This window comes from Nocardia sp. NPDC006982 (assembly GCF_042869435.1).
Taxonomy (GTDB): domain Bacteria; phylum Actinomycetota; class Actinomycetes; order Mycobacteriales; family Mycobacteriaceae; genus Nocardia.
The window spans coordinates 120,527-138,941 of the sequence record NZ_JBIAFV010000003.1; the positions used below are offsets into that span (position 1 = coordinate 120,527).

Annotated in this window: 18 protein-coding genes; 3 read left to right on the forward strand and 15 right to left on the reverse strand. The window is 66.2% G+C overall.

Features of this window, described 5'->3' with window-relative positions; all coding sequences use genetic code 11:
* Window positions 1-186: 186 nt before the first annotated feature.
* Genes ACFYOW_RS13815 through ACFYOW_RS13830 form a run of 4 tightly spaced genes read right to left on the reverse strand, consistent with a single transcriptional unit; the run spans window position 187 to window position 2,972 of the window.
* Window positions 187-792, reverse strand: coding sequence for an ATP/GTP-binding protein (locus tag ACFYOW_RS13815; RefSeq protein WP_040689533.1), 606 nt, complete (start codon window positions 790-792; stop codon window positions 187-189).
* Window positions 767-1,117: a DUF742 domain-containing protein gene (locus ACFYOW_RS13820; RefSeq protein WP_063037917.1), complete on the reverse strand. Its 351-nt coding sequence runs from the start codon at window positions 1,115-1,117 to the stop codon at window positions 767-769. The genes ACFYOW_RS13815 and ACFYOW_RS13820 overlap by 26 nt, the downstream gene beginning before the upstream one ends.
* Window positions 1,114-1,542: a roadblock/LC7 domain-containing protein gene (locus ACFYOW_RS13825; RefSeq protein WP_062987265.1), complete on the reverse strand. Its 429-nt coding sequence runs from the start codon at window positions 1,540-1,542 to the stop codon at window positions 1,114-1,116. The genes ACFYOW_RS13820 and ACFYOW_RS13825 overlap by 4 nt, the downstream gene beginning before the upstream one ends.
* Window positions 1,542-2,972 (reverse strand): ATP-binding protein, encoded by a 1,431-nt coding sequence (locus ACFYOW_RS13830; RefSeq protein ID WP_387287735.1) that lies wholly within the window; start codon window positions 2,970-2,972, stop codon window positions 1,542-1,544. Before ACFYOW_RS13830 ends, ACFYOW_RS13825 begins: the two co-directional genes overlap by 1 nt.
* Before the next feature lie 355 nt (window positions 2,973-3,327).
* Between ACFYOW_RS13830 and ACFYOW_RS13835 the strand changes: the two genes are divergently transcribed.
* Window positions 3,328-3,759, forward strand: a complete 432-nt coding sequence (locus ACFYOW_RS13835; RefSeq protein WP_040689525.1) for an SRPBCC family protein — start codon at window positions 3,328-3,330, stop codon at window positions 3,757-3,759.
* 11 nt (window positions 3,760-3,770) lie between these two features.
* A complete protein-coding gene (locus ACFYOW_RS13840) occupies window positions 3,771-4,553 on the forward strand; it encodes an alpha/beta fold hydrolase (RefSeq protein ID WP_387287737.1) in 783 nt (260 codons plus the stop codon).
* Between the two features lie 41 nt (window positions 4,554-4,594).
* On the opposite strand, the gene ACFYOW_RS13845 is transcribed toward ACFYOW_RS13840, so the two are convergent.
* Window positions 4,595-6,130: a DHA2 family efflux MFS transporter permease subunit gene (locus ACFYOW_RS13845; RefSeq protein WP_387287739.1), complete on the reverse strand. Its 1,536-nt coding sequence runs from the start codon at window positions 6,128-6,130 to the stop codon at window positions 4,595-4,597.
* Window positions 6,131-6,228: 98 nt separating this feature from the next.
* Between ACFYOW_RS13845 and ACFYOW_RS13850 the strand changes: the two genes are divergently transcribed.
* Window positions 6,229-7,401 (forward strand): cytochrome P450, encoded by a 1,173-nt coding sequence (locus tag ACFYOW_RS13850; RefSeq protein ID WP_387287741.1) that lies wholly within the window; start codon window positions 6,229-6,231, stop codon window positions 7,399-7,401.
* 120 nt (window positions 7,402-7,521) lie between these two features.
* Here the strand turns inward: ACFYOW_RS13850 and ACFYOW_RS13855 are convergent, their stop codons facing one another.
* The 10 genes from ACFYOW_RS13855 to ACFYOW_RS13900 form a co-directional block, all read right to left on the reverse strand.
* A complete protein-coding gene (locus ACFYOW_RS13855) occupies window positions 7,522-8,124 on the reverse strand; it encodes a TIGR03086 family metal-binding protein (RefSeq protein WP_387287743.1) in 603 nt (200 codons plus the stop codon).
* Window positions 8,125-8,191: 67 nt separating this feature from the next.
* Window positions 8,192-9,118, reverse strand: coding sequence for a DMT family transporter (locus ACFYOW_RS13860; protein WP_387287745.1), 927 nt, complete (start codon window positions 9,116-9,118; stop codon window positions 8,192-8,194).
* Between the two features lie 109 nt (window positions 9,119-9,227).
* Complete coding sequence (alc, locus tag ACFYOW_RS13865; protein ID WP_387287747.1) at window positions 9,228-10,394, reverse strand: allantoicase; 1,167 nt, start codon at window positions 10,392-10,394, stop codon at window positions 9,228-9,230.
* Complete coding sequence (gene allB / locus ACFYOW_RS13870; RefSeq protein ID WP_387287749.1) at window positions 10,391-11,770, reverse strand: allantoinase AllB; 1,380 nt, start codon at window positions 11,768-11,770, stop codon at window positions 10,391-10,393. Before allB ends, alc begins: the two co-directional genes overlap by 4 nt.
* A gap of 19 nt (window positions 11,771-11,789) precedes the next feature.
* Window positions 11,790-13,268 (reverse strand): glycerate kinase, encoded by a 1,479-nt coding sequence (locus ACFYOW_RS13875; protein WP_387287750.1) that lies wholly within the window; start codon window positions 13,266-13,268, stop codon window positions 11,790-11,792.
* Between the two features lie 6 nt (window positions 13,269-13,274).
* A complete protein-coding gene (gene gcl / locus ACFYOW_RS13880) occupies window positions 13,275-15,050 on the reverse strand; it encodes a glyoxylate carboligase (RefSeq protein ID WP_387287752.1) in 1,776 nt (591 codons plus the stop codon).
* A 2-nt stretch (window positions 15,051-15,052) separates the two neighbouring features.
* On the reverse strand, window positions 15,053-15,979 hold the full coding sequence (locus tag ACFYOW_RS13885; protein ID WP_387287753.1) for an NAD(P)-dependent oxidoreductase: 927 nt from the start codon (window positions 15,977-15,979) through the stop codon (window positions 15,053-15,055).
* Window positions 15,976-16,779 (reverse strand): hydroxypyruvate isomerase family protein, encoded by an 804-nt coding sequence (locus ACFYOW_RS13890; protein ID WP_387287754.1) that lies wholly within the window; start codon window positions 16,777-16,779, stop codon window positions 15,976-15,978. Before ACFYOW_RS13890 ends, ACFYOW_RS13885 begins: the two co-directional genes overlap by 4 nt.
* Window positions 16,776-17,156: a gamma-glutamylcyclotransferase gene (locus tag ACFYOW_RS13895; protein WP_387287755.1), complete on the reverse strand. Its 381-nt coding sequence runs from the start codon at window positions 17,154-17,156 to the stop codon at window positions 16,776-16,778. The genes ACFYOW_RS13890 and ACFYOW_RS13895 overlap by 4 nt, the downstream gene beginning before the upstream one ends.
* 187 nt (window positions 17,157-17,343) lie before the next feature.
* A complete protein-coding gene (locus ACFYOW_RS13900) occupies window positions 17,344-18,411 on the reverse strand; it encodes an XdhC family protein (protein WP_387287757.1) in 1,068 nt (355 codons plus the stop codon).
* Window positions 18,412-18,415: the final 4 nt, after the last annotated feature.

Here is an 18,415-nt window from a genome sequence, read left to right on the forward strand (position 1 = left end):
GCTGGTACACCGGGCGATAGGTCAACCGGTACCAGAGATCCGAACTGGCGGCGCATGTCACGGTACGCGCGGTGCGGATCTGCTGCGAACTCCTCTGAGTAGAGCGGTACGCGCGGGCCGTCGGTATCGATCGGCGACCCCAACGCGACAGGGCCGGGCTTTGTTGAATCAGTGTGCAATGCGTGGTTACTTCCGAGACTCCTGGCGATGGAATAGGAACTCGACGAGCGTGATCAGCGATCGCAGACAAGTGCTGCGCTGCCGCGCGTCGAGCGAGGTCAACGGAGTATCCGGAGCGAGATCCAGTGCGTCCCGGATCTCTTCGAGCGGATAGCGCTTGGCGCCTTCGAACTGGTTGACCGCGACCGAATACTGCACCCCGCGCTCCTCGAGCACGGACAGCACCTCGTCGGCCTTCTCGATGCGCCGGGTGTCCACCAGGACCAGGGCGCCGAGCGCACCGCGCGCCAACTCCTCCCACAGCGGGACGAAACGCCGCTGTCCCGGCGTCCCGAAAAGATAGAGCGCGAGTGTGGGATTCAGCGTGATACGGCCGAAATCCATCGCTACGGTCGTCTGCGATTTGCCGGGTAGCCCGGCCATATCGTCGACGCCGACACTGGCCTCGGTGATCGTCTCCTCCGTGCGCAGCGGCCGGATCTCCGAAACGCTGTTCACGAATGTCGTTTTGCCGACACCGAAATTGCCTGCCACCAAGAGCTTTACCGACCGGGTCACGGTCTCCGGCACATAGTCGACAGTGCGCTCAGGCCGGGAGAGCGCGGAGCCCATTGAGTACCTCCTCGAGCAGGGTGATCTCCGGCATGACTTCGGCCGGGGTCGGGGTGGCCAGATGTTCGCTGTCCAGCAGATCGGCGACGACGATCTTCACCACGGACGGCGGCAGGTCGAGATAGGCGGCGATCTCGGCAATGGACAGGGCACTGCGACGGCTGCACAGGTTCAGCACCTGGCGCGCATCGGGTGTCGCACCAGGTGCCGGATCTTTGGCGGCGACGACCAGGGTGACCAGGTCCAACTCACGACTGGGACGGATTCGCCCCCCGGTGCGCACGTAGGCCCGGACCAAGTCGGGGTCTCGCCGGGACCTCGTCATGACGTCAAGCCGCCCTCAACCCTCCCGCGCGGCTGGGCGCCTAACTCGTGCCCGACCCGCCCGGCGAGTTCGTTCATGCGGTGCGCGACCAGCCCGATATCGGTCTCGGGCGTTGTCGAAACACCGAGCAGTGCACCCTCGCCCGCCGCGGTGATGAGGATCATGCCCTGGTCGTATTCGGTCATGTTCTGGCGCACACCATTGTCGAGGCCACCACAGAATTCGCCGAGCGCCTTACCTAGTGAGCGCAGACCCGAGGCGGCCGCGGCGAAACGCTCGGCATCATCCTTGTTGACACCGTCGGAGTGCGCGATCCGCAGTCCGTCGTCGGACAGCAGCACCGCGAACCGGACGCCGGGAACGTTGCTGAGATCCTCGAGTAGCCAACCCAGCCGATTGCTGCTGTCGGTCACCGGTGTGCTCATCAGGATGACATCCCTTCGCTGTTATCGGAGGCAGCAGCCTCACGGCCGCTCTTGGAACCCATCTGCCAGGCGGAGGCGATTTCGGGACGAGCCTGTCCCGCTTCGGATTCGGTGCCGGTCTGCGCGGGCACCGAAGACACCGCCCGACGGCGTCGCTTGGGTAGGCCGCCACTGGTGATCTCGTGCACAGCGAACTCCTCGTTCTCGGCGGGTTGTTCGCCCACCCCGGCCAAGACCGGAACCGGGGATAATTCGAAGGGCTTATCCTCGGCGACAGCGGTCGGCACGGGTTCCGGGGCCGGGGTGACGGCGGGAACGGCCGGTTCGGCGTTGGCCACCGCGGTGACGAGCAGCGCCTCGGGGATGTAGACCATCGCCCGCATACCGCCGTAGACGTTCGGGCCATCGATGTAGACGGTGAATCCGTAGCGTCGGGCCAGTGCCGCGATGCCTGGGAAACCGACGCGCGGGGACGGGCCGAGTTGGTGGATGTCGATCGGGCGCTCGTTGGCGAGCACCTGCCTGGCTTCCTCCATCTGCTCCGCGTTCATCCGCACACCGGCATCGTCGATGATGACGGTGACGCCGTGGTGGCCCTCCTGGAAGGTCACATCCACATAAGACGTCGGCGGGGAGTAGCGCAGCGCGTTGTCGAGCAGCGTGGCCAGGGTGTGCACGAGCGGTTCCACCGCGCGGCTGATGACGATGCGGTCGAGCTGGTTGGCCCGTACCCGCAGGTAGTCACGCACACGCCCGATCGCGCCGCCGACCACATCGGTGAGCGACTGCGCGGGCCAGCGCCGACCCGGCAGACCACCACAGACGATCACATACGACTGGGCCTGCCGCAGCATCTGCTGCACGGTGTGGTCGATGCGGGTGAGGGTGGCGTAGACCTCGTCGTCGCGGTGCTCGCGCAGCGCGGAGCTCACCACCTGACTGACATCCGCGCCGAGGCTGACCACGGAGGTGCCGAAGGAACGCACCGCCGCACTGGTCGCGGCCCGCGAGGCGGATTCGATCTCGGCCCGAGTGCCCTCCTCGGTCGCCTTGATCGCCTGCTGCGCCTTTTCCTCGGCCTCACGCGCGGCCTGCTCGTGCGCCTCCGACTGCACCATGCGCAGGTCGTCGGCGTACCGCTCGGAAATCCATTGCAGGCACTGGGTGAACCGGGAGGTCTCCTGACCCGTCGGCACCTCGATGGCCGAAACCGGTGCCTCGAAGCGGCGCACCGCCTCGGTCATCGCCGGCAGTGTCTGGCCGGCGAAGTGCTCGAGGGTTTCCTCCTGCGCCCGATTCGCTCTATTGAGGGTGTCGGCGCGGATCTTCTGTTGTTTCGCGTATTGCGCTACATACAACGCCGCCGCCACGGCAATAATGAGAGCGGGGGCGAGGATCCATGAAAGCACCACGGCGATATCTTGATTCATCAGCTCTCTCGTCGTTGCGACAGCCGGTGTCACTGCGCGTTGTCTCGCCTTCCTCGCGACGCCGACCAGGATCAACATTCGTCGAATGCGGCCACATCGACACTGGCACCAACCCCAGAGTGCCCGCACGGCAAGCGATTCGAAGAATCACCAACCGGGCGGATCGAGCCGATAAGTAGCTCGGCACCCGACGACCCGCCCACAGTAGCAGCATCGCCGGGAAGTCTCTCTCGATCCGAGGACCACATTCCGATTCCTCGAACCGCCAGTGCCCCCATTGCATTTCGCGTACCGCCCGATCGGTATGACCGAATGCCATGAATAGCGAACCGCGGGTACCGGATACTATGCGCGAATGGCAAAGCTGAAGGTGTCCGTCGACGTGCCGATTCCCCCGCAGGAGGCCTGGTCGCATACCTCCAACCTCACCGAACTCGACAAATGGCTCCTCATGCACGAGGCGTGGCGCAACGAGGTGCCCGCCGAACTGACCGTCGGCACCCAACTGGTCGGTGTCGCATCGGTCAAGGGATTGCGCAATCGGGTCACCTGGACGGTCAAGGCCGCTGAACCGCCGCGGCGCCTGGCCTTGAGCGGCACGGGCAAGGGCGGCACCAAATTCAAGCTCGAACTGCTCGTCGCCGCGAAGGGTGCGGGCTCGGAGGTGACTGTCGACATCGATCTGGGCGGTGCGCCGCTGTTCGGTCCGATCGGTTCCGGTGTCGCGCGGGCGCTGAAGGGCGATATCGAGCGCTCGTTGGAGCGTTTCGTCGCGCTCTACAGCTGAGGAGTCCGAACGTGCCGCATGCCGAGGCCGCGGACGGCACCCGGATCGCGTATCAGACCGGCGGTGACGGTCCGCCGCTGCTGCTGCTCACCGGGCAGGCCAATAATCACCACTGGTGGGATGGAGTCCGCGCCGACTTCGAGACCGGGTATCGCACCGTCTCACTGGACTATCGCGGGACCGGTGACAGCGATAAGCCGGATATCCCGTACAGCACCCTCGGATTCGCCGAGGACGCCATTGCGGTGCTCGACGATCTCGGCATCGAGAAGACCGCGGTGTACGGCACGTCCATGGGTGGCCGGGTCGCGCAATGGCTGGCCGCGCGGTTTCCGGATCGGGTGCATGCGCTGGTGCTCGGCTGCACGTCACCGGGTGGTCGCCACGCTGTCGAGCGCGACGCCGAGGTACGGAAGTCGCTGGCCCAGCCCGATCCGGCGGCGGCACGGCAGGCGCTGCTGGAACTGATGTACACCCCGGGGTATCTGGCGAGCACGTCCGGGCCGTTCAACACCCTCGGCGATCCGAGCATGCCCGCATACGCGAAGCGCAGACATCTCTACGCGAGCAACAGACACGACGCATGGGATGTGCTCGCGGATATCGCGGTTCCGACGCTGATCGTGCACGGCAGCGAGGACCGGTTCAATCCCGCGGCGAACGCACCGTTGCTCGTGGAACGGATTCCCGGTGCGCGGCTGGCGTGGATCCCGGGGGCTCGGCACGCCTATTTCGACGAATTCCGAAGCACCGCAAGCCCACTCGTCATGGAATTTCTGGACGCCCGTCGGTAGCCCGAGTTCGCCTGGTGCACAGACGAACTCGGACCCTTCGGCTAATGCACCAGGGCTGGCGCGTCGGCGACCGCGGGCGTCTGCGGCTTGGTGCGCGGCAGGAATGCCGCTGGTACCAAGGTCAGCACCATGAGCACCAGCGCCACGATGTAGGTGTGGCTGAATGCCGTCGCGGCCTGGCTCAATCCGGTCTCGACCGCACCGGGCGGCAGCTGCGCCGCGATCGAGGGATCGTAGTTCGACGCGATCGCGGGCTTGGCGAATGGATGCTGGTTCAGCAGACTGCTGAGCACCACCGACATCGTCGCGGTGCCGATGGAGCCTGCGGACTGGTTGATGATGTTCATCAGCGTCGTACCGCGCGCGACCTGCTGGTGGGTCAGCGTCTGGATCGCCGCGGTCATGGTCGGCATCATGGTGCAGCCCATGCCGAGGCCCATCACGAACAGCGCGCCCAACATGAACGGATACGACGTATCGGACTTCAGCTGCACGAAGAACACCGTGCCGAGTGAGATCAGCGAGATACCGGTCAACACGATCTTGCCCGGACCGATCTTGTCGACGAGCCGGCCCGCGATCGGCATCGTCAACATCGCACCCAGGCCCTGCGGCACCATCAGCAGACCAGCCGCCATGGCTGTTTCGCCGCGCACCTGCTGCAAATAGGTCGGCAGCAGCAGGCCCGCTCCGAAGAAGGCGGTCGCGAACAGCACCATGGTCAGCACCGCGAAGGTCAGCGATCGGTTGCGGAACAGATGCAAATCGATCAGCGGATGTTCGGTGCGCAGCGCGTGGAAGACGAACAGCACGATGAGCACCAGACCGATGGCGGCGGGTATGAGCACCTTGGCCGCCATGACCGTGCCCTCGCCCGGAATCGAGGAGACGCCGAACAGGAACAGCGCCAGACCTGGCGAGGCCAGCAGCATGCCGAGGAAGTCGAAGGATTCCGACGGCTCCGGATTGTCCGCGGGGAACACGACGAAGGCGAGAACGAGCGCGATCACCCCGACCGGAGCATTGATCAGGAAGATCCACTTCCAGCCGTAACTGTCGATCAGCCAACCGCCCAGGATCGGGCCGCAGATCGGGCCGAGCAGCATCGGCACCCCGAGCACCGCCATCACCCGCCCGACGCGTTGCGGACCGGCCGCGTGGGTCATGATCGTCATGCCGAGCGGCATCAGCATGCCGCCGCCGAGACCCTGGACAACGCGGAAGGCGATCAGCGTTTCCATGCTCCAGGCCTGGCTGCACAGCACCGATCCGAGCACGAACAGCGTCAGCGCGAGCATGTACAGCCGTTTCGTGCCGAACCGGTCCGCCGCCCAACCGGTCAGCGGGATGACGCTGGCCAGCGCGAGGGTGTAACCGGTCATCGACCAGGCCGCGATCGCGGTGGTGGTGTGGAACTCGTTCTGGAATTTCGGGATCGCGACGGTTACGACGGTGATGTCCAGGATCGACATGATCGCGCCGAGCACGACCACCCCTGCCACCTTGAAGACCGCGATGTCTAGCTTGTCGGTCGCGGGGTCCGCTGCGACCGACGTGGTATCCGGAGGATGTGTCACCGCTTAAGCCTCGCACCTCGCCGACCAAATGACCAGCAAATTCTGCGACCTTCGACACACCTCGGGTCTGCGGATATCTCGCCCCGGATGATGGCGGCGTGACATTGCAGATCTTCGATGCCGAGTTCGCCGCGAATCCATGGCCTACGCTGCGGCGATTGCGCGAGGACGGTGGGGTGCATCGGGTCCGGACACCGGATGGCCCACCCGCCTGGTTGGTAACCCGGTTCGCCGATGTCCGGGCCGGACTGCTCGACAATCGGCTCTCCACCCAGCCGCGCTATGCCGGGGAGACGGACTATCGCGGGTTCGTGGTGCCGTCCCCCTTGGATCTCGGATTCCTGGAGAGCGAACCCGAGGACCATGCTCGGCTGCGACGGGCCGTCACCGCCGAGTTGTCGCCGCGACGGCTCGCCGAATGGGCGCGTACGGCACCGGAATTGGTGTCGGCCTGTCTGTCGGAGGTGGACAGCGGCGGCACGATCGATCTCATCGAGCGGTTCGCCGTTGTCCTGCCCGCGGCCGTGCTCGGCGAATTGCTCGGGTTGGCGGCACCGGAGCGCGAGGCGCTATTGCATTGGGCGCGTTCGACATTGCTGCCGAGCGCCACTCCCCCGCGTGCCCGCGACACGCTCACCACCATGCGCGCCATCGTCATCGCGACGATCGAGGGGGCGCGGGGCGACAATGTGCTCGGACGGCTGGTGTGTTCGAGTGACCAGACCGGTGCACCGAGTGCGCACGAGCTGGCCTCGATGATCTTCTATCTGCTGTTCGTCTGGTACGAAGTGCTCGTCGACCTGATCGCCGGATCCACGTTGGCACTGCTCACCCATCCGGATCAGCTGGCGGTGCTGCGCGCCATGGCCGATACCCGACCGGCGGTGGACGAACTGCTGCGCTACCTGTCGCCGCAGGTGGTTTCGGGGCCCAGATTCGCAACCACCGAACTCGATATCGCGGGGCACACCATCCGTTCCGGTGACACCGTGCTGCTCTGTCTGGCATCGGCCAACCATGATTCGGAGATCTTCGACAATCCGGCCGAACTCGACCTCGCACGCACGAATAATCCACACTTGGGTCTCGGGCACGGCGGCCATGCATGCCTCGGCACCGCGTTGGTCCGGACCATCGCCGGGGCCGTGCTGGAGACCTTGATGCTGGACGGCCGAACTCCGACGCTCGTCTGCGATCCACGAGAAATTCGGTGGCGCTCCGGTTTTCGGCATCGCGGACCGCTCGAGTTGCCTGTCGTATTGGCGCGGTAGCTTTGCGGTGCTTCTCGGTGCCGGGATCCGACTTCCTGCGCGCCGATCCGAGTGCCAACTGTCGTGCCGCGCACACCGGCCGCCCCGGAACCCTTCAAGGCGGACACCGATTGGGACAGTTCAGTTCTGCGACCCCTGTGACTTCCAGGAAGGATCGCGGCCGAACCAGCCCGCGAGGCGGTCGTATGCGGGAGCGTCGGCGGGCACGGGCACCTCGAGGTCGAAAGCCTTGTCCGGGCCGCGGAATTCCGGGCGCAGCATCTTGTGTGACCAGGCCAGTCCGTACTCGGCGACTTCCGGGTCGAAGTCGGTGGGCTGGTCGGTTGCGCGAGCAAGATCCCAGGTGTGCATGGCCAATTCGGTGATCTGCTGGTCGGCTCGGCTGCGCAGCGGCGCTTGTGCGCCGCCGGGTACCGGAACCGGGCGTTCGAGGTCGGCATGATGCCAGATGTCCAGGACGGGTGCGGCGGCCGCGCGGTACTCCGCCGCCCAGTTCGGACTCAGCTCGGCGGGCGGCGCCGCCCAATCGGCCATCTCGCCACGCGCCGAATCCAGGAAATTCCGCAGGCTCTGCCCGATGACATGTCGCACGAGCGCCTGCACGTCCCAGCCGGCACAGGGTGTCGGCAGGGTCGCCTGTTCCGGCCGAATCGCCGCGATGACCTCGCCCATCTGGGTCAATGCGCGGTCCAGCAGGTCCACGGTGGGATCAACGGTATCCACGCCTGTCGATTCTGCCCCGCGTCCGCCGCACACATCGCCGAACGCGCAACTCGGCCGACTACCGCGATCAGCGCGGAGCAGGCTCGACAGTTTCCGGATCGACGGATGGGATGACGCGCGGCCGGGACCGCGTGACTGCCACACCGGCCAGGCACAGGACACCGCCGACGATGGTCAGCGCGCCGGGCACCTCGTCCAGTGCGGCCCACGACATCAACACGACGAGCGCCGGGACCGCGTAGGTTGTCACGCCCATTTTCCCGGCCGTCGTGCGGGCTAGTGCGTAGGCCCATGTGGTGAAAGCCAAAGCTGTTGGGAAGACGCCCAGGTACACCAGACTCAGCGTGGACGACAGCGGCGCGTCGGCCGCCTCGGTGACCAGTTGCCAGGAGAACGGCAGACACGTGACGGTTCCGATGACCGAGCCGAAGGTGACCACCTGCAATGCGGATGCGCTCGCCAGCGCCGGTTTCTGCGCGATGGTCGATGCCGCCCAGACGATGGCCGCGAGCAGACACAGCACGACACCGAGCACCGCCGCGCCGCCGCCATCGGAGGTCGACAGTCCGACAACCACGGTCCCGGCGAACGACACGACCAGCCCGACCATCAGCCGGGCCGGAAACCCTTCCCGCAGGACCAATCCGCCGAGCACCGCGATCAGCACCGGACCGATGCCGACGACCATCGCCGCGGTCCCGGCGTCGACATTGCGCTCACCCCAGTTCAACGCCACCATGTAGACGCCGAACCACAGCACCCCGGAGATGACGATGCCCGGCCACGCGGCCCGCGGCGGCAGGCCCTCACCACGGATGACCAGCACCGTCACCAGCGTGATCGATGCGGCGAGCAATCGCCCGAGTGCCAGCGCACCCGGCGAAAAGTCGTGTCCCGCACTGCGGATGAAGACGAAGGCCGAAGCCCACAAGACCACCGTCACGGCGGCGGCGACAATGGCTTGCCGCTCGACCGACCCATCCGTACGCATCATGGGCCGAACGTAGATCAGTCGGTCGACAAGTGCCAGCGGTTTTCGGACGCGGACCGAGCCGGTCGGCCGGACCATCGGTGGGGGCTCCGATCGCCCGGCCGACCAGCGACTACAACGCGAGCAGCGCGTCGATCACGGCCGGCGGCACCGCGTCGGGGCTCGCGAAGGGCCGTTCCGCGAGCAACTTCCGTGCTTCGTCGCCGGATAACCCGCCATCGGCGGTGAGCACCTGCAGCGCGTGCGTTTCGGGCAGGGCTCCGAGCCAAGCGACAGTGTTGCCGACCAAGGTCTCCGGATCGATCTCGCCGTGGACCCGCAACCGAGCCACGCCGCCGTCGGGGTACACATCGAGCCGGACATGGGTGACCGGCGCACCGGCCTCGATCCGGAAGAAGTGACGGGCATCCGGCTGCAGCCGCGTGCGCGGCAGCAATTCGGTCCATGTCGACGGATCATCCGGGTCCGCACCGGAATCGGCATCGGCACCGCGCAGCACCGCCCAACCCGGCGCATTGCCGACATAATTCGAGGTGTCGATTTCCACGCGTCGAATCGCCCCGCGCGCACCCAGCCGCACCGTGACGTGATCATTGCCCGCATCGCGGCGACGCGCACCCTCCCAGCCTTCGTCCATCTGCCGCGACCGGCCGGGTAGCAGGATATTGGTCGGCGCGGAGAAGAACATGTCGGAGCAGTCGACTACATCGCCGCCGTGTTCCAGAGCGGCGAGATCGACTGTGCCACTGAGGAAACGGGGATCCGGCAGTGGAGTCCCGTGGACGCGGAAGCGGGCCACGCCACCGTCCGGGTAGATCGAGAGCCGGATGTGGGTAAAGCGGCGCTCGTCGGTGACTTCGAAGAAGTTGTCGGTATCGCCCGCGATATTCGACTTCGCGACCAGTGTCACCCATTCGGCCTGCTGGAGTTCGGCAGACGACGGCTGGCCCTCCATACTCGTCGCCTCGACCGAGGCGAAGGGCGGATAATTGCCGATGAACCAGGAGGTGTCGACGACGACACCGTGCACCCGCCCCGGCACACCCAGCCGGACAACCGCATAGTCATTGCCGGTTTCGCGACGTCGCCGCGTTTCCCAGCCGTCGTAGGTCTTGCCCTTGTGGCCGAAGTCCTCGGTGCTGAAAACCGCACGGCCGGGCCGGATCAGATTCTCCCGCTCGGCGAACAACTCGTCATTGGCGTAGACCACACTGCCCGCGAGCGCACGGGAGGCGAGATCGGGCAGCCGGGTGAAGGCGGGGGCGGATTGATCGGTCATACTTCTCCTCGAGCCAGGAGCCGCCCCTGCGGCTCGTTGTCGATATCGATTCGGTTGCCGCGCAACCAGGTACCGCGGACCGCGCCCGCGAGCGGGCGGGCCGCGTACGGTGTGACGGCGTTCTTGTGGTGCAGGCGATGCACGTCGACGACGAAGGCGTCATCGGGTGCGAAGACACAGAAGTCCGCGTCGTAGCCGACCTCGATGGCGCCCTTGCGCCGCAGGCCCGCGTGTTCGGCGGGCGCGCGGCTCATCCATCGAGAGACATCCACCAGGCTGAAACCACGCAGTCGCGCTTCGGTCCAGACAGCCGAAAGTCCGAGCTGCAGTGAGGAAATACCACCCCAGGCGCGGGCGAAGTCGCCGGTATCGAAGCACTTCAGGTCGGCGGTCGAGGGCGAGTGGTCCGAGACCACCATATCGATGGTGCTATCGCGCAACCCTTCCCAGAGCAACTCGCGATTGCCGCTCTCACGGATCGGCGGGCAGCATTTGAATTGCGTTGCACCGTCCGGAATTTCCTCCGCAGCGAACGACAGATAGTGCGGACACGTCTCGGCGGTGATCCGGACGCCGTCGCGGCGGGCCGAGGCGATCATCGGCAGCGCATCCGAACTCGACACGTGCAGAATGTGCACGCGACAGCCGGTCCACCTGGCCAGTTCGATCACCTGGGCGACGGCCAGGTTCTCCGCACCGCGCGGGCGCGAACGCAGGAAGCCGGAGTACTTGTCCCCCTGCGGAATCGGTGCGTGTTCGATGGCGTGCGCGTCCTCGGCGTGCACGATGAGCAGACCGTCGAACAAGCGGATCTCCCGCATGGCCAGTTCCAGCTGAATGGCGTCCAGTGCCGGGAATTCGTCGACACCGGAGTGCAGCAGAAAGCATTTGAAGCCGAATACACCTGCGTCTTGCAGCTGCCGCAGATCCGCCAGATTTCCGGGGATCGCTCCGCCCCAGAATCCGACGTCCACATGCACGCGGTCCTGCGCGGTCTTGCGCTTCACTTCGAGTGCCGCGAGATCACAGGTCGGCGGAATGCTGTTGAGCGGCATATCGATAATGGTGGTGACACCGCCCGCCGCGGCCGCCTTCGTCGCACTCGGGAAGCCCTCCCATTCGGTGCGGCCGGGATCGTTGACGTGCACGTGCGCGTCCACAACGCCGGGCAGCAGCACCTCGTCGGCGGCCAGTTCGACGACCGTTTTCGCGGTCAGGATGGAATCCAGCGGCTCGATCGCCACGATCCGGCCGTCGCGCACGCCGACCGAGCCACCGGTCTCCCCCGCCGTCGCGATGATCCGCTCCGCACGGATCACCAGGTCCAGGTGTGCCGGGACCGGTGAGATCGTCTGGATCTCGGAGTTCTTCCGCATCACACAACTCCATCGGAAATCATCGGAATCTACCGTCGAATGTCCTTGCGCCGCCGCTGCTTCGGGTGGCGGCAGCAACGATGTCATCGGCCAGGTCCGCGACGCTTCGCATCGGAGAGGCCGCCCCGCCCGCGTGGCCTGCAGCCCCTTGGTTCGTGGCGGCCTCCGGCGACTGGTGGTTGGCAGATGGCCGCTCCGCCGTGACCGCCCCAACGGCGTTGTTTGCAGGCACCTGCCCCGTGGCGGCCTCCGGCAGCTGGTGCCCGACAGATGCCCGCTCCGCCGTGACCGCCCCGACGACGTGGCCAGCCGACACATGATCCGCAGCGGCCTCCGGCGACTGGTGCTCCGCAGACGGCTGCTCCGCCGTGGGATCCAACGGCAGGTATTCCGCGGCGAGCCGCGCACCCAGCTGCTCGAGCAGCAACTCACCTTCCGCGAAGCAACGCGCGATATCGGGTTCGATATCGGCCAGGGAGTATGCGGCCGAGAACCCCGCCTCATGCAATCGCTTGGTGGGCAGCGTATTCCGGCCACAGACAGCGATGACCGGCACGCCCGCCAACCCAGCGGCAGTGGCGACACCGGCCGGCGCCTTGCCGTACAGGGTCTGCTCGTCGAGCATGCCCTCCCCGGTCACCACCAGATCCGCATTAGCCACCTGTTCCGCGAAACCGACCAGCTCCAAAACCAATTCGATCCCGGGATGCAGCCGAGCACCGAGCACCGCGACGGCTGCGAACCCGACCCCGCCCGCCGCACCGGCACCCGCACGATCGCGCACATCGTTCCCGGTGGCGACCGCGACACAGTCCGCCCAATGAGTGAGCGCCGCATCGAGCACTTCCACTTGGTCACCATCGGCACCCTTTTGCGGACCATAGATGGCGGCCGCACCGCACGGACCGGTGAGCGGATTATCGACATCGCACGCGACGGTGATCTCGACCCCGTCCAGCCGTTCCCGCACCGGCGCAAGGTCGATCGTGTGCAGCCGCGCCAATGCCGCACCGCCGTCACCGATTTCGGCCCCGTCGACACTGAGCAGTCGCGCACCGAGGGCAGCGAGCAGCCCGGCACCGCCATCGGTACCCGCACTGCCCCCGATGCCGAGCACCACCCGACGGCAACCCGCATCGATCGCCGCGGCGATGACCTCGCCGGTACCCCGGCTGGTGGCCGTCATCGGTGCGAACTTCCCACCCGGTAGCCGTACGAGCCCGGATACGTCCGCCAGTTCCACGACGGCGATATCGTCGCGGCGGGCATACGCCGTGCACACCGGTTCGCCGGTGGGTCCGGACGCGGTCACCAGGACCGCCTCGAAACCCGCGGCCGAAGCGGCGGCGACGGTGCCGTCCCCGCCGTCCGCGATCGGCACCACCGAAATCTCGGCACCGGGCCGGACGCGGTGGATACCGGCGCGGACAGCGGCACCGACCTGCGCGGCGGTCAACGACCCCTTGAACTTGTCGGACGCGATCAGGACTCGAGTCATGGCGGCTCAGTCCAGCTGCGCGGTCGCGGTCGGGACGTCGGCCGCGGACTGCGCGAGTTCCTCGAATTCGACGATATTGTCGATCTCGAGTCCCATCGACACATTCGTCACCCGTTCGAGGATGACCTCGACGATCACCGGCACCCGGAATTCGGTCACCAGCTTCTTCGCCTCATCGAGCGCCGAACCGATCCACGCGGGATCGAATACTCGAATCGCCTTGCAGCCCAAGCCTTCGGCGACCTTGACGTGGTCGACGCCGTAGCCGGCGAGCTCCGGACTGTTGATATTGTCGAAGGCGAGCTGCACGTAGTAATCCATGTCGAACGCGCGCTGCGCCTGACGGATCAGGCCCAGATACGAATTGTTCACCACGACATGGATGTACGGGATATTGAACTGCGCGCCGACCGCCAATTCCTCGATGAGAAACTGGAAGTCGTAATCACCCGAGAGTGCGACCACGGTGGCATCGGGATCGGCCGTCGCGACACCGATTGCCGCGGGCACGGTCCAGCCCAGCGGGCCGGCCTGGCCCGCATTGATCCAGTGCCGCGGCCGGTAGACGTGCAGCAACTGCGCCGCCTGGATCTGTGAAAGACCGATGGTGCTGACATAGCGCACCTCGGGTCCGAATGCCTTGTTCATCTCCTCGTAGACGCGCTGCGGCTTGATCGGCATATCGTCGAAGTGCGTCTTACGCAGCCCGACCTGTTTCCGGTTACGGCACTGCTCGGCCCACACACTGCGATTCGGCAGCTGTCCGGCCGCGTCGAGTTCGCGCGCGACCTCGACGAAGACGCGCAGCGCGGCGCCCGCGTCGGAGGTGATGCCGTAATCCGGTGCGAACACCCGACCGATCTGGGTCGGCTCGATATCGACATGTACGAAGGTGCGGTCCTTGGTGTAGGTGTCCACACCTCCGGTATGCCGGTTGGCCCAGCGGTTTCCGATGCCGAGCACGAAATCGGATTCGAGCAGGGTGGCATTGCCGTACCGGTGCGAGGTCTGCAGTCCGACCATGCCCGCGTGCAGCGCGTGATCGTCGGGAATCGTGCCCCAGCCCATCAGCGTCGGCACCACCGGCACACCGGTGAGTTCGGCGAATTCGACCAGCAGCGCCGCGGCATCGGCATTCACGATGCCGCCACCCGCGACGATCAGCGGCCGCTGCGCCGCATTCAACATCTCGATGGCCTTGACCGCCTGCGCCCGCGTCGCAGCCGGGCGGTGTACCTCGAGCGGCTCGTAAGTCTCGATGTCGAACTCGATTTCGGCGAGCTGCACATCGATAGGCAGGTCGATCAGGACCGGGCCCGGCCGGCCCTCGCGCATCAGCCGGAAGGCCTTCTGGAAGGTCCCGGGTACCTGTGCGGGCTCGAGTACCGTCACCGCCCACTTGCTCACCGGTGCGGCGATCGAAGCTATATCGACGGCCTGGAAGTCCTCCTTGTACAGCTTGGCTACCGGAGCCTGACCGGTGATGCACAGGATCGGAATCGAATCCGCGCTCGCGGAATACAGACCGGTGATCATATCCGTGCCCGCGGGCCCCGAGGTGCCGATGCAGACGCCGATATTGCCCGCCGCCGCCCTGGTGTACCCCTCGGCCATATGCGAGGCGGCCTCGACGTGGCGGGCCAGCACGTGCTTGATACCGCCATGTGCCCGCATCGCGCTGTAGAAGGGGTTGATCGCGGCACCCGGCAAGCCGAATGCCTGTGTCGCCCCTTCTTTTTCGAGAATCAGAACCGCGGCATCCACGGTGCGTATGCGTGCCATGGTCAGTGCTCCCGACCCGACAGCGCCTCGGTCACCTTCAGCAGACCCGAGTGATCCAGTGAACCGTGACCCATCGCACGCGCGGCCGCGATCAGCTGCGCGGTCAGCGCACCCATCGGGATCGACACCTCGGCGTCGCGGGCGGTCTGCAGGATGATGCCCATATCCTTGTGGTGCAGGTCAATTCGGAAGCCGGGCTCGAAGTCGCGCCTCAGCATGGATGCGCGCTTGAGTTCGAGGATCTTGCTGCCCGCGAGCCCGCCTGCCAGCACATCGAGGCCCTTCTCGGCGTCCGCGCCCAGGTTCTCCATCAGCAGGATCGCCTCGGCCACCAGGGCATAGGTGCCGCCGACGACGAGTTGATTGGCGGCCTTGACCACCTGACCGGCACCGTTCGGTCCGACCAGTGCGAAGGTCTTGCCGACCGCCTGGAAAATCGGTGTGGCCGTGGCGAAGTCGGCCTCGTTACCGCCGACCATGATCGACAGCGCGGCATTGATCGCGCCCGGCTCGCCGCCGGAGACCGGGGCGTCGAGCACCCGCAGGCCCTTCTCGATGCCCCGCTCCGCGGTCGAGCGCGCGGTCTTGGGTGTGATGGTGGAGAAGTCGATGTACAGCGTGCCCGGCGCCGCATGCACCAGCACATCGGCGAAAACCGCCTCGACGTGCTCGTCCTGCGGCAGCATCGTGATGACGATGTCCTTGTCCCGCACCGCTTCCGCGACACCGGAGGCGGCCGAACCACCCGCGGCCTTCAGCTTCTCCAGACCGGTGGGGCCGATGTCGTAACCGGTCACCTCGTGCCCGGCGGCGACGAGGTGACCCGCCATCGGGCTGCCCATGATCCCCAGGCCGATAAACCCGATCCTGAGCCCACCCGTCGCCCGGCCGCCCACCCTCACGGAATCGCTACGCGATGCTGCAGTCATTTCATCCACTTCCAATCCAGCTCGGGGTCTTTGTATTCGAGGCCGATCCAGCCGTCGTAGCCGCTCTCGGCCAGGGTTTCCAAGAGCGCGGCGAAGTCGAGTTCACCGGTGCCGGGACGCCCGCGGCCCGGACTGTCGGCGATCTGGACGTGGCCGAGATGCGCCGCGTGCGTGCGGATCACCGAGTGCAGGCCCTCACCCATGCGGGCCAGGTGGTACAGGTCGCAGAGGAACCGCACGTTGGGTTCACCGGTTTGCTCGATGACCTGCACGGCGTGCGCGGCGCTCACGATCGGATAGTTCGGCGACTCGAAGGAATTCAGTGCCTCCAGCAGGACGGCGGCGCCGATGGCACCGGCCGCCTGTGCGGCAAGACTCAGGTTCTCCAGCGCGAGTTCGTCCTGCTTGTCCGGACTCTCGCCCTCGACACGGTTGCCGTAGAGGGCATTCAGCGCGCGGCAGCCGGTCTCCTCGGCGATACCGACGGCGACATCGATATTGTCACGGAACCGGGTGACCTCACTCGGAACCGAGACCAGACCGCGCCCGCCCGCCGGAATCAGGTCGATGAAGTTCAGGCCGACCAATTCCACACCGGCATCGCGGATCGCGCGCACGAACGCATCGACCTCCTTGTCGCCCGGCGTCGGATCCTCGCCGAACGGCCACCAGAATTCGACCGCGTCGAATCCGGCCTGCTTTGCCGCGGCGGGGCGTTCCAGCAGCGGGAGATCGGTGAACAGGATCGAGCAATTGACATCGAATTTCGGGAAGGCGAAGCCCCCGGCCTGCTTACTCATTCAGCTCCTTGACGGTATTTCTTCCAGCTGCCGACGGCGGTGATATCGATCAGCTCCGGATATGAGGTCGGCGCGCGGCGCAGCAGCATCGATAGGACTGAACGACCGTCTTCGAGTTCGATCGCGCCCAGTTCGAGTTCGGGTGGTTCAGCAGGCAGCAGCCGCTGTCGCAGCACTTCCATGGGGATATCGAAGAGTTCACCGGAGATCGAATCGCCGCCGTCGGCGACGGGATCCAGCCCCGGGAACCTATCGCCGACCGAATAGAAACGGTAGCGCGGCGCGGTTTTCGCTTCGCCGGCGAAAGGCGCGCCGTCGAGCAGATGATTGAGCGGTTCGCCGCGCATGGCGGAACCGTTCAGAAATATCAACGGCATTCGGTGAATCCTTTGTTCGCAATTTCGTCAATTATGTGGGCCGACCACACTGTCGGAATAGCGGCGATTAGCCCGAAGCAGATCGGATATCCCGAAGTCGATTTCGTAGGATGCTCCAGCCGCAGACGCGTGCCGAAACCGCGCGCCCCGCGTACCGGGTGTACGGATGCACGGCGGGGTGCGCGGCTCACCAGACCGGGATCAGGTCCCGGTGGATCGGTCCGCCGGTGGCGGTCAGCGGTTGGGCCGAGCCACCGCGGCGCACCGCGACGATCTCGGCGGCGATGGATACCGCCGTCTCCTCAGCGGTCCGCGCGCCGAGATCCAGCCCGATCGGTGAATGCAATTGGGCCAGTTCGGATTCCGTCACGCCAGCGGCGCGCAGCCCGGCCATGCGGTCCTCGTGGGTGCGACGGGAACCCATCGCGCCCACATAGGCCACCGGCAGGCGCAGCGCCACCTCGAGTAGCGGGATATCGAATTTGGCGTCATGGGTGAGTACACACAGCACGGTGCGCGAATCGACCTGTGTGCGTGCGAGATAGCGGTCCGGCCACTGCACGACGATCTCGTCGGCATCCGGAAAACGCGCACGCGTGGCGAATACCGGGCGAGCATCGCAGACGGTGACGTGGTATCCGAGGAAGCGGCCGATCCTGGTGACGGCGGCCGCGAAATCTATTGCGCCGAAGACGATCATGCGCGGCGGTGGTACATACGATTCCACGAAGACCGTGACTTCACGAGCACCACAGCCGATCTCGCGCACGCCGGTCGCGCCGGTATCGAGCATTGCCCTGGCCTCGGCCACGACCACCTCGTCGAAGGCGGCACCTACGGTCCACCAGGACCCGATCGCCATGACCGCACCTGTCTTCAGATCCCGCACCAGCGCGACCGCCTCGTCGGTGCGCAGGACCGCCTCGATGGCGACCCGCTCGACCGCGGTGATCCGCTGGACGAATACCTCGAGCTTGCCGCCGCAGGTCAGCCCGACCGCGAAGGCGTCGTCATCGCTGTATCCGAAGGTTTCGCGCACCGGCTGCCCGGTGCGCAGGACCTCACGGCAGAGTTCGTACACCGCGCCCTCGACACAGCCACCGGAGATGCTTCCGATGACAATGCCGTCGGCGTCGACCGCCAGCGCGGCACCGGGCGGCCGAGGGGCACTTCCGGTGACGCCGATGACGGTGGCCACGGCGTAATCCTTCTCCGCCGCATGCCATTTCCGCAGTTCTGCCGCGAGGTCGCGCATGGTG

Excerpts from the sequence above, each read along its gene's own strand:
- ACFYOW_RS13820 (WP_063037917.1), bottom strand. The coding sequence starts at position 1,117 with ATGACGAGGTCCCGGCGAGACCCCGACTTGGTCCGGGCCTACGTGCGC.
- ACFYOW_RS13900 (WP_387287757.1), bottom strand. The coding sequence starts at position 18,411 with ATGCGCGACCTCGCGGCAGAACTGCGGAAATGGCATGCGGCGGAGAAG.
- ACFYOW_RS13885 (WP_387287753.1), bottom strand. The coding sequence starts at position 15,979 with ATGACTGCAGCATCGCGTAGCGATTCCGTGAGGGTGGGCGGCCGGGCG.
- ACFYOW_RS13890 (WP_387287754.1), bottom strand. The coding sequence starts at position 16,779 with ATGAGTAAGCAGGCCGGGGGCTTCGCCTTCCCGAAATTCGATGTCAAT.
- gcl (WP_387287752.1), bottom strand. The coding sequence starts at position 15,050 with ATGGCACGCATACGCACCGTGGATGCCGCGGTTCTGATTCTCGAAAAA.
- alc (WP_387287747.1), bottom strand. The coding sequence starts at position 10,394 with ATGACCGATCAATCCGCCCCCGCCTTCACCCGGCTGCCCGATCTCGCC.
- ACFYOW_RS13830 (WP_387287735.1), bottom strand. The coding sequence starts at position 2,972 with ATGAATCAAGATATCGCCGTGGTGCTTTCATGGATCCTCGCCCCCGCT.
- ACFYOW_RS13860 (WP_387287745.1), bottom strand. The coding sequence starts at position 9,118 with ATGATGCGTACGGATGGGTCGGTCGAGCGGCAAGCCATTGTCGCCGCC.
- ACFYOW_RS13825 (WP_062987265.1), bottom strand. The coding sequence starts at position 1,542 with ATGAGCACACCGGTGACCGACAGCAGCAATCGGCTGGGTTGGCTACTC.
- ACFYOW_RS13875 (WP_387287750.1), bottom strand. The coding sequence starts at position 13,268 with ATGACTCGAGTCCTGATCGCGTCCGACAAGTTCAAGGGGTCGTTGACC.
- allB (WP_387287749.1), bottom strand. The coding sequence starts at position 11,770 with ATGCGGAAGAACTCCGAGATCCAGACGATCTCACCGGTCCCGGCACAC.
- ACFYOW_RS13895 (WP_387287755.1), bottom strand. The coding sequence starts at position 17,156 with ATGCCGTTGATATTTCTGAACGGTTCCGCCATGCGCGGCGAACCGCTC.
- ACFYOW_RS13815 (WP_040689533.1), bottom strand. The coding sequence starts at position 792 with ATGGGCTCCGCGCTCTCCCGGCCTGAGCGCACTGTCGACTATGTGCCG.
- ACFYOW_RS13835 (WP_040689525.1), top strand. The coding sequence starts at position 3,328 with ATGGCAAAGCTGAAGGTGTCCGTCGACGTGCCGATTCCCCCGCAGGAG.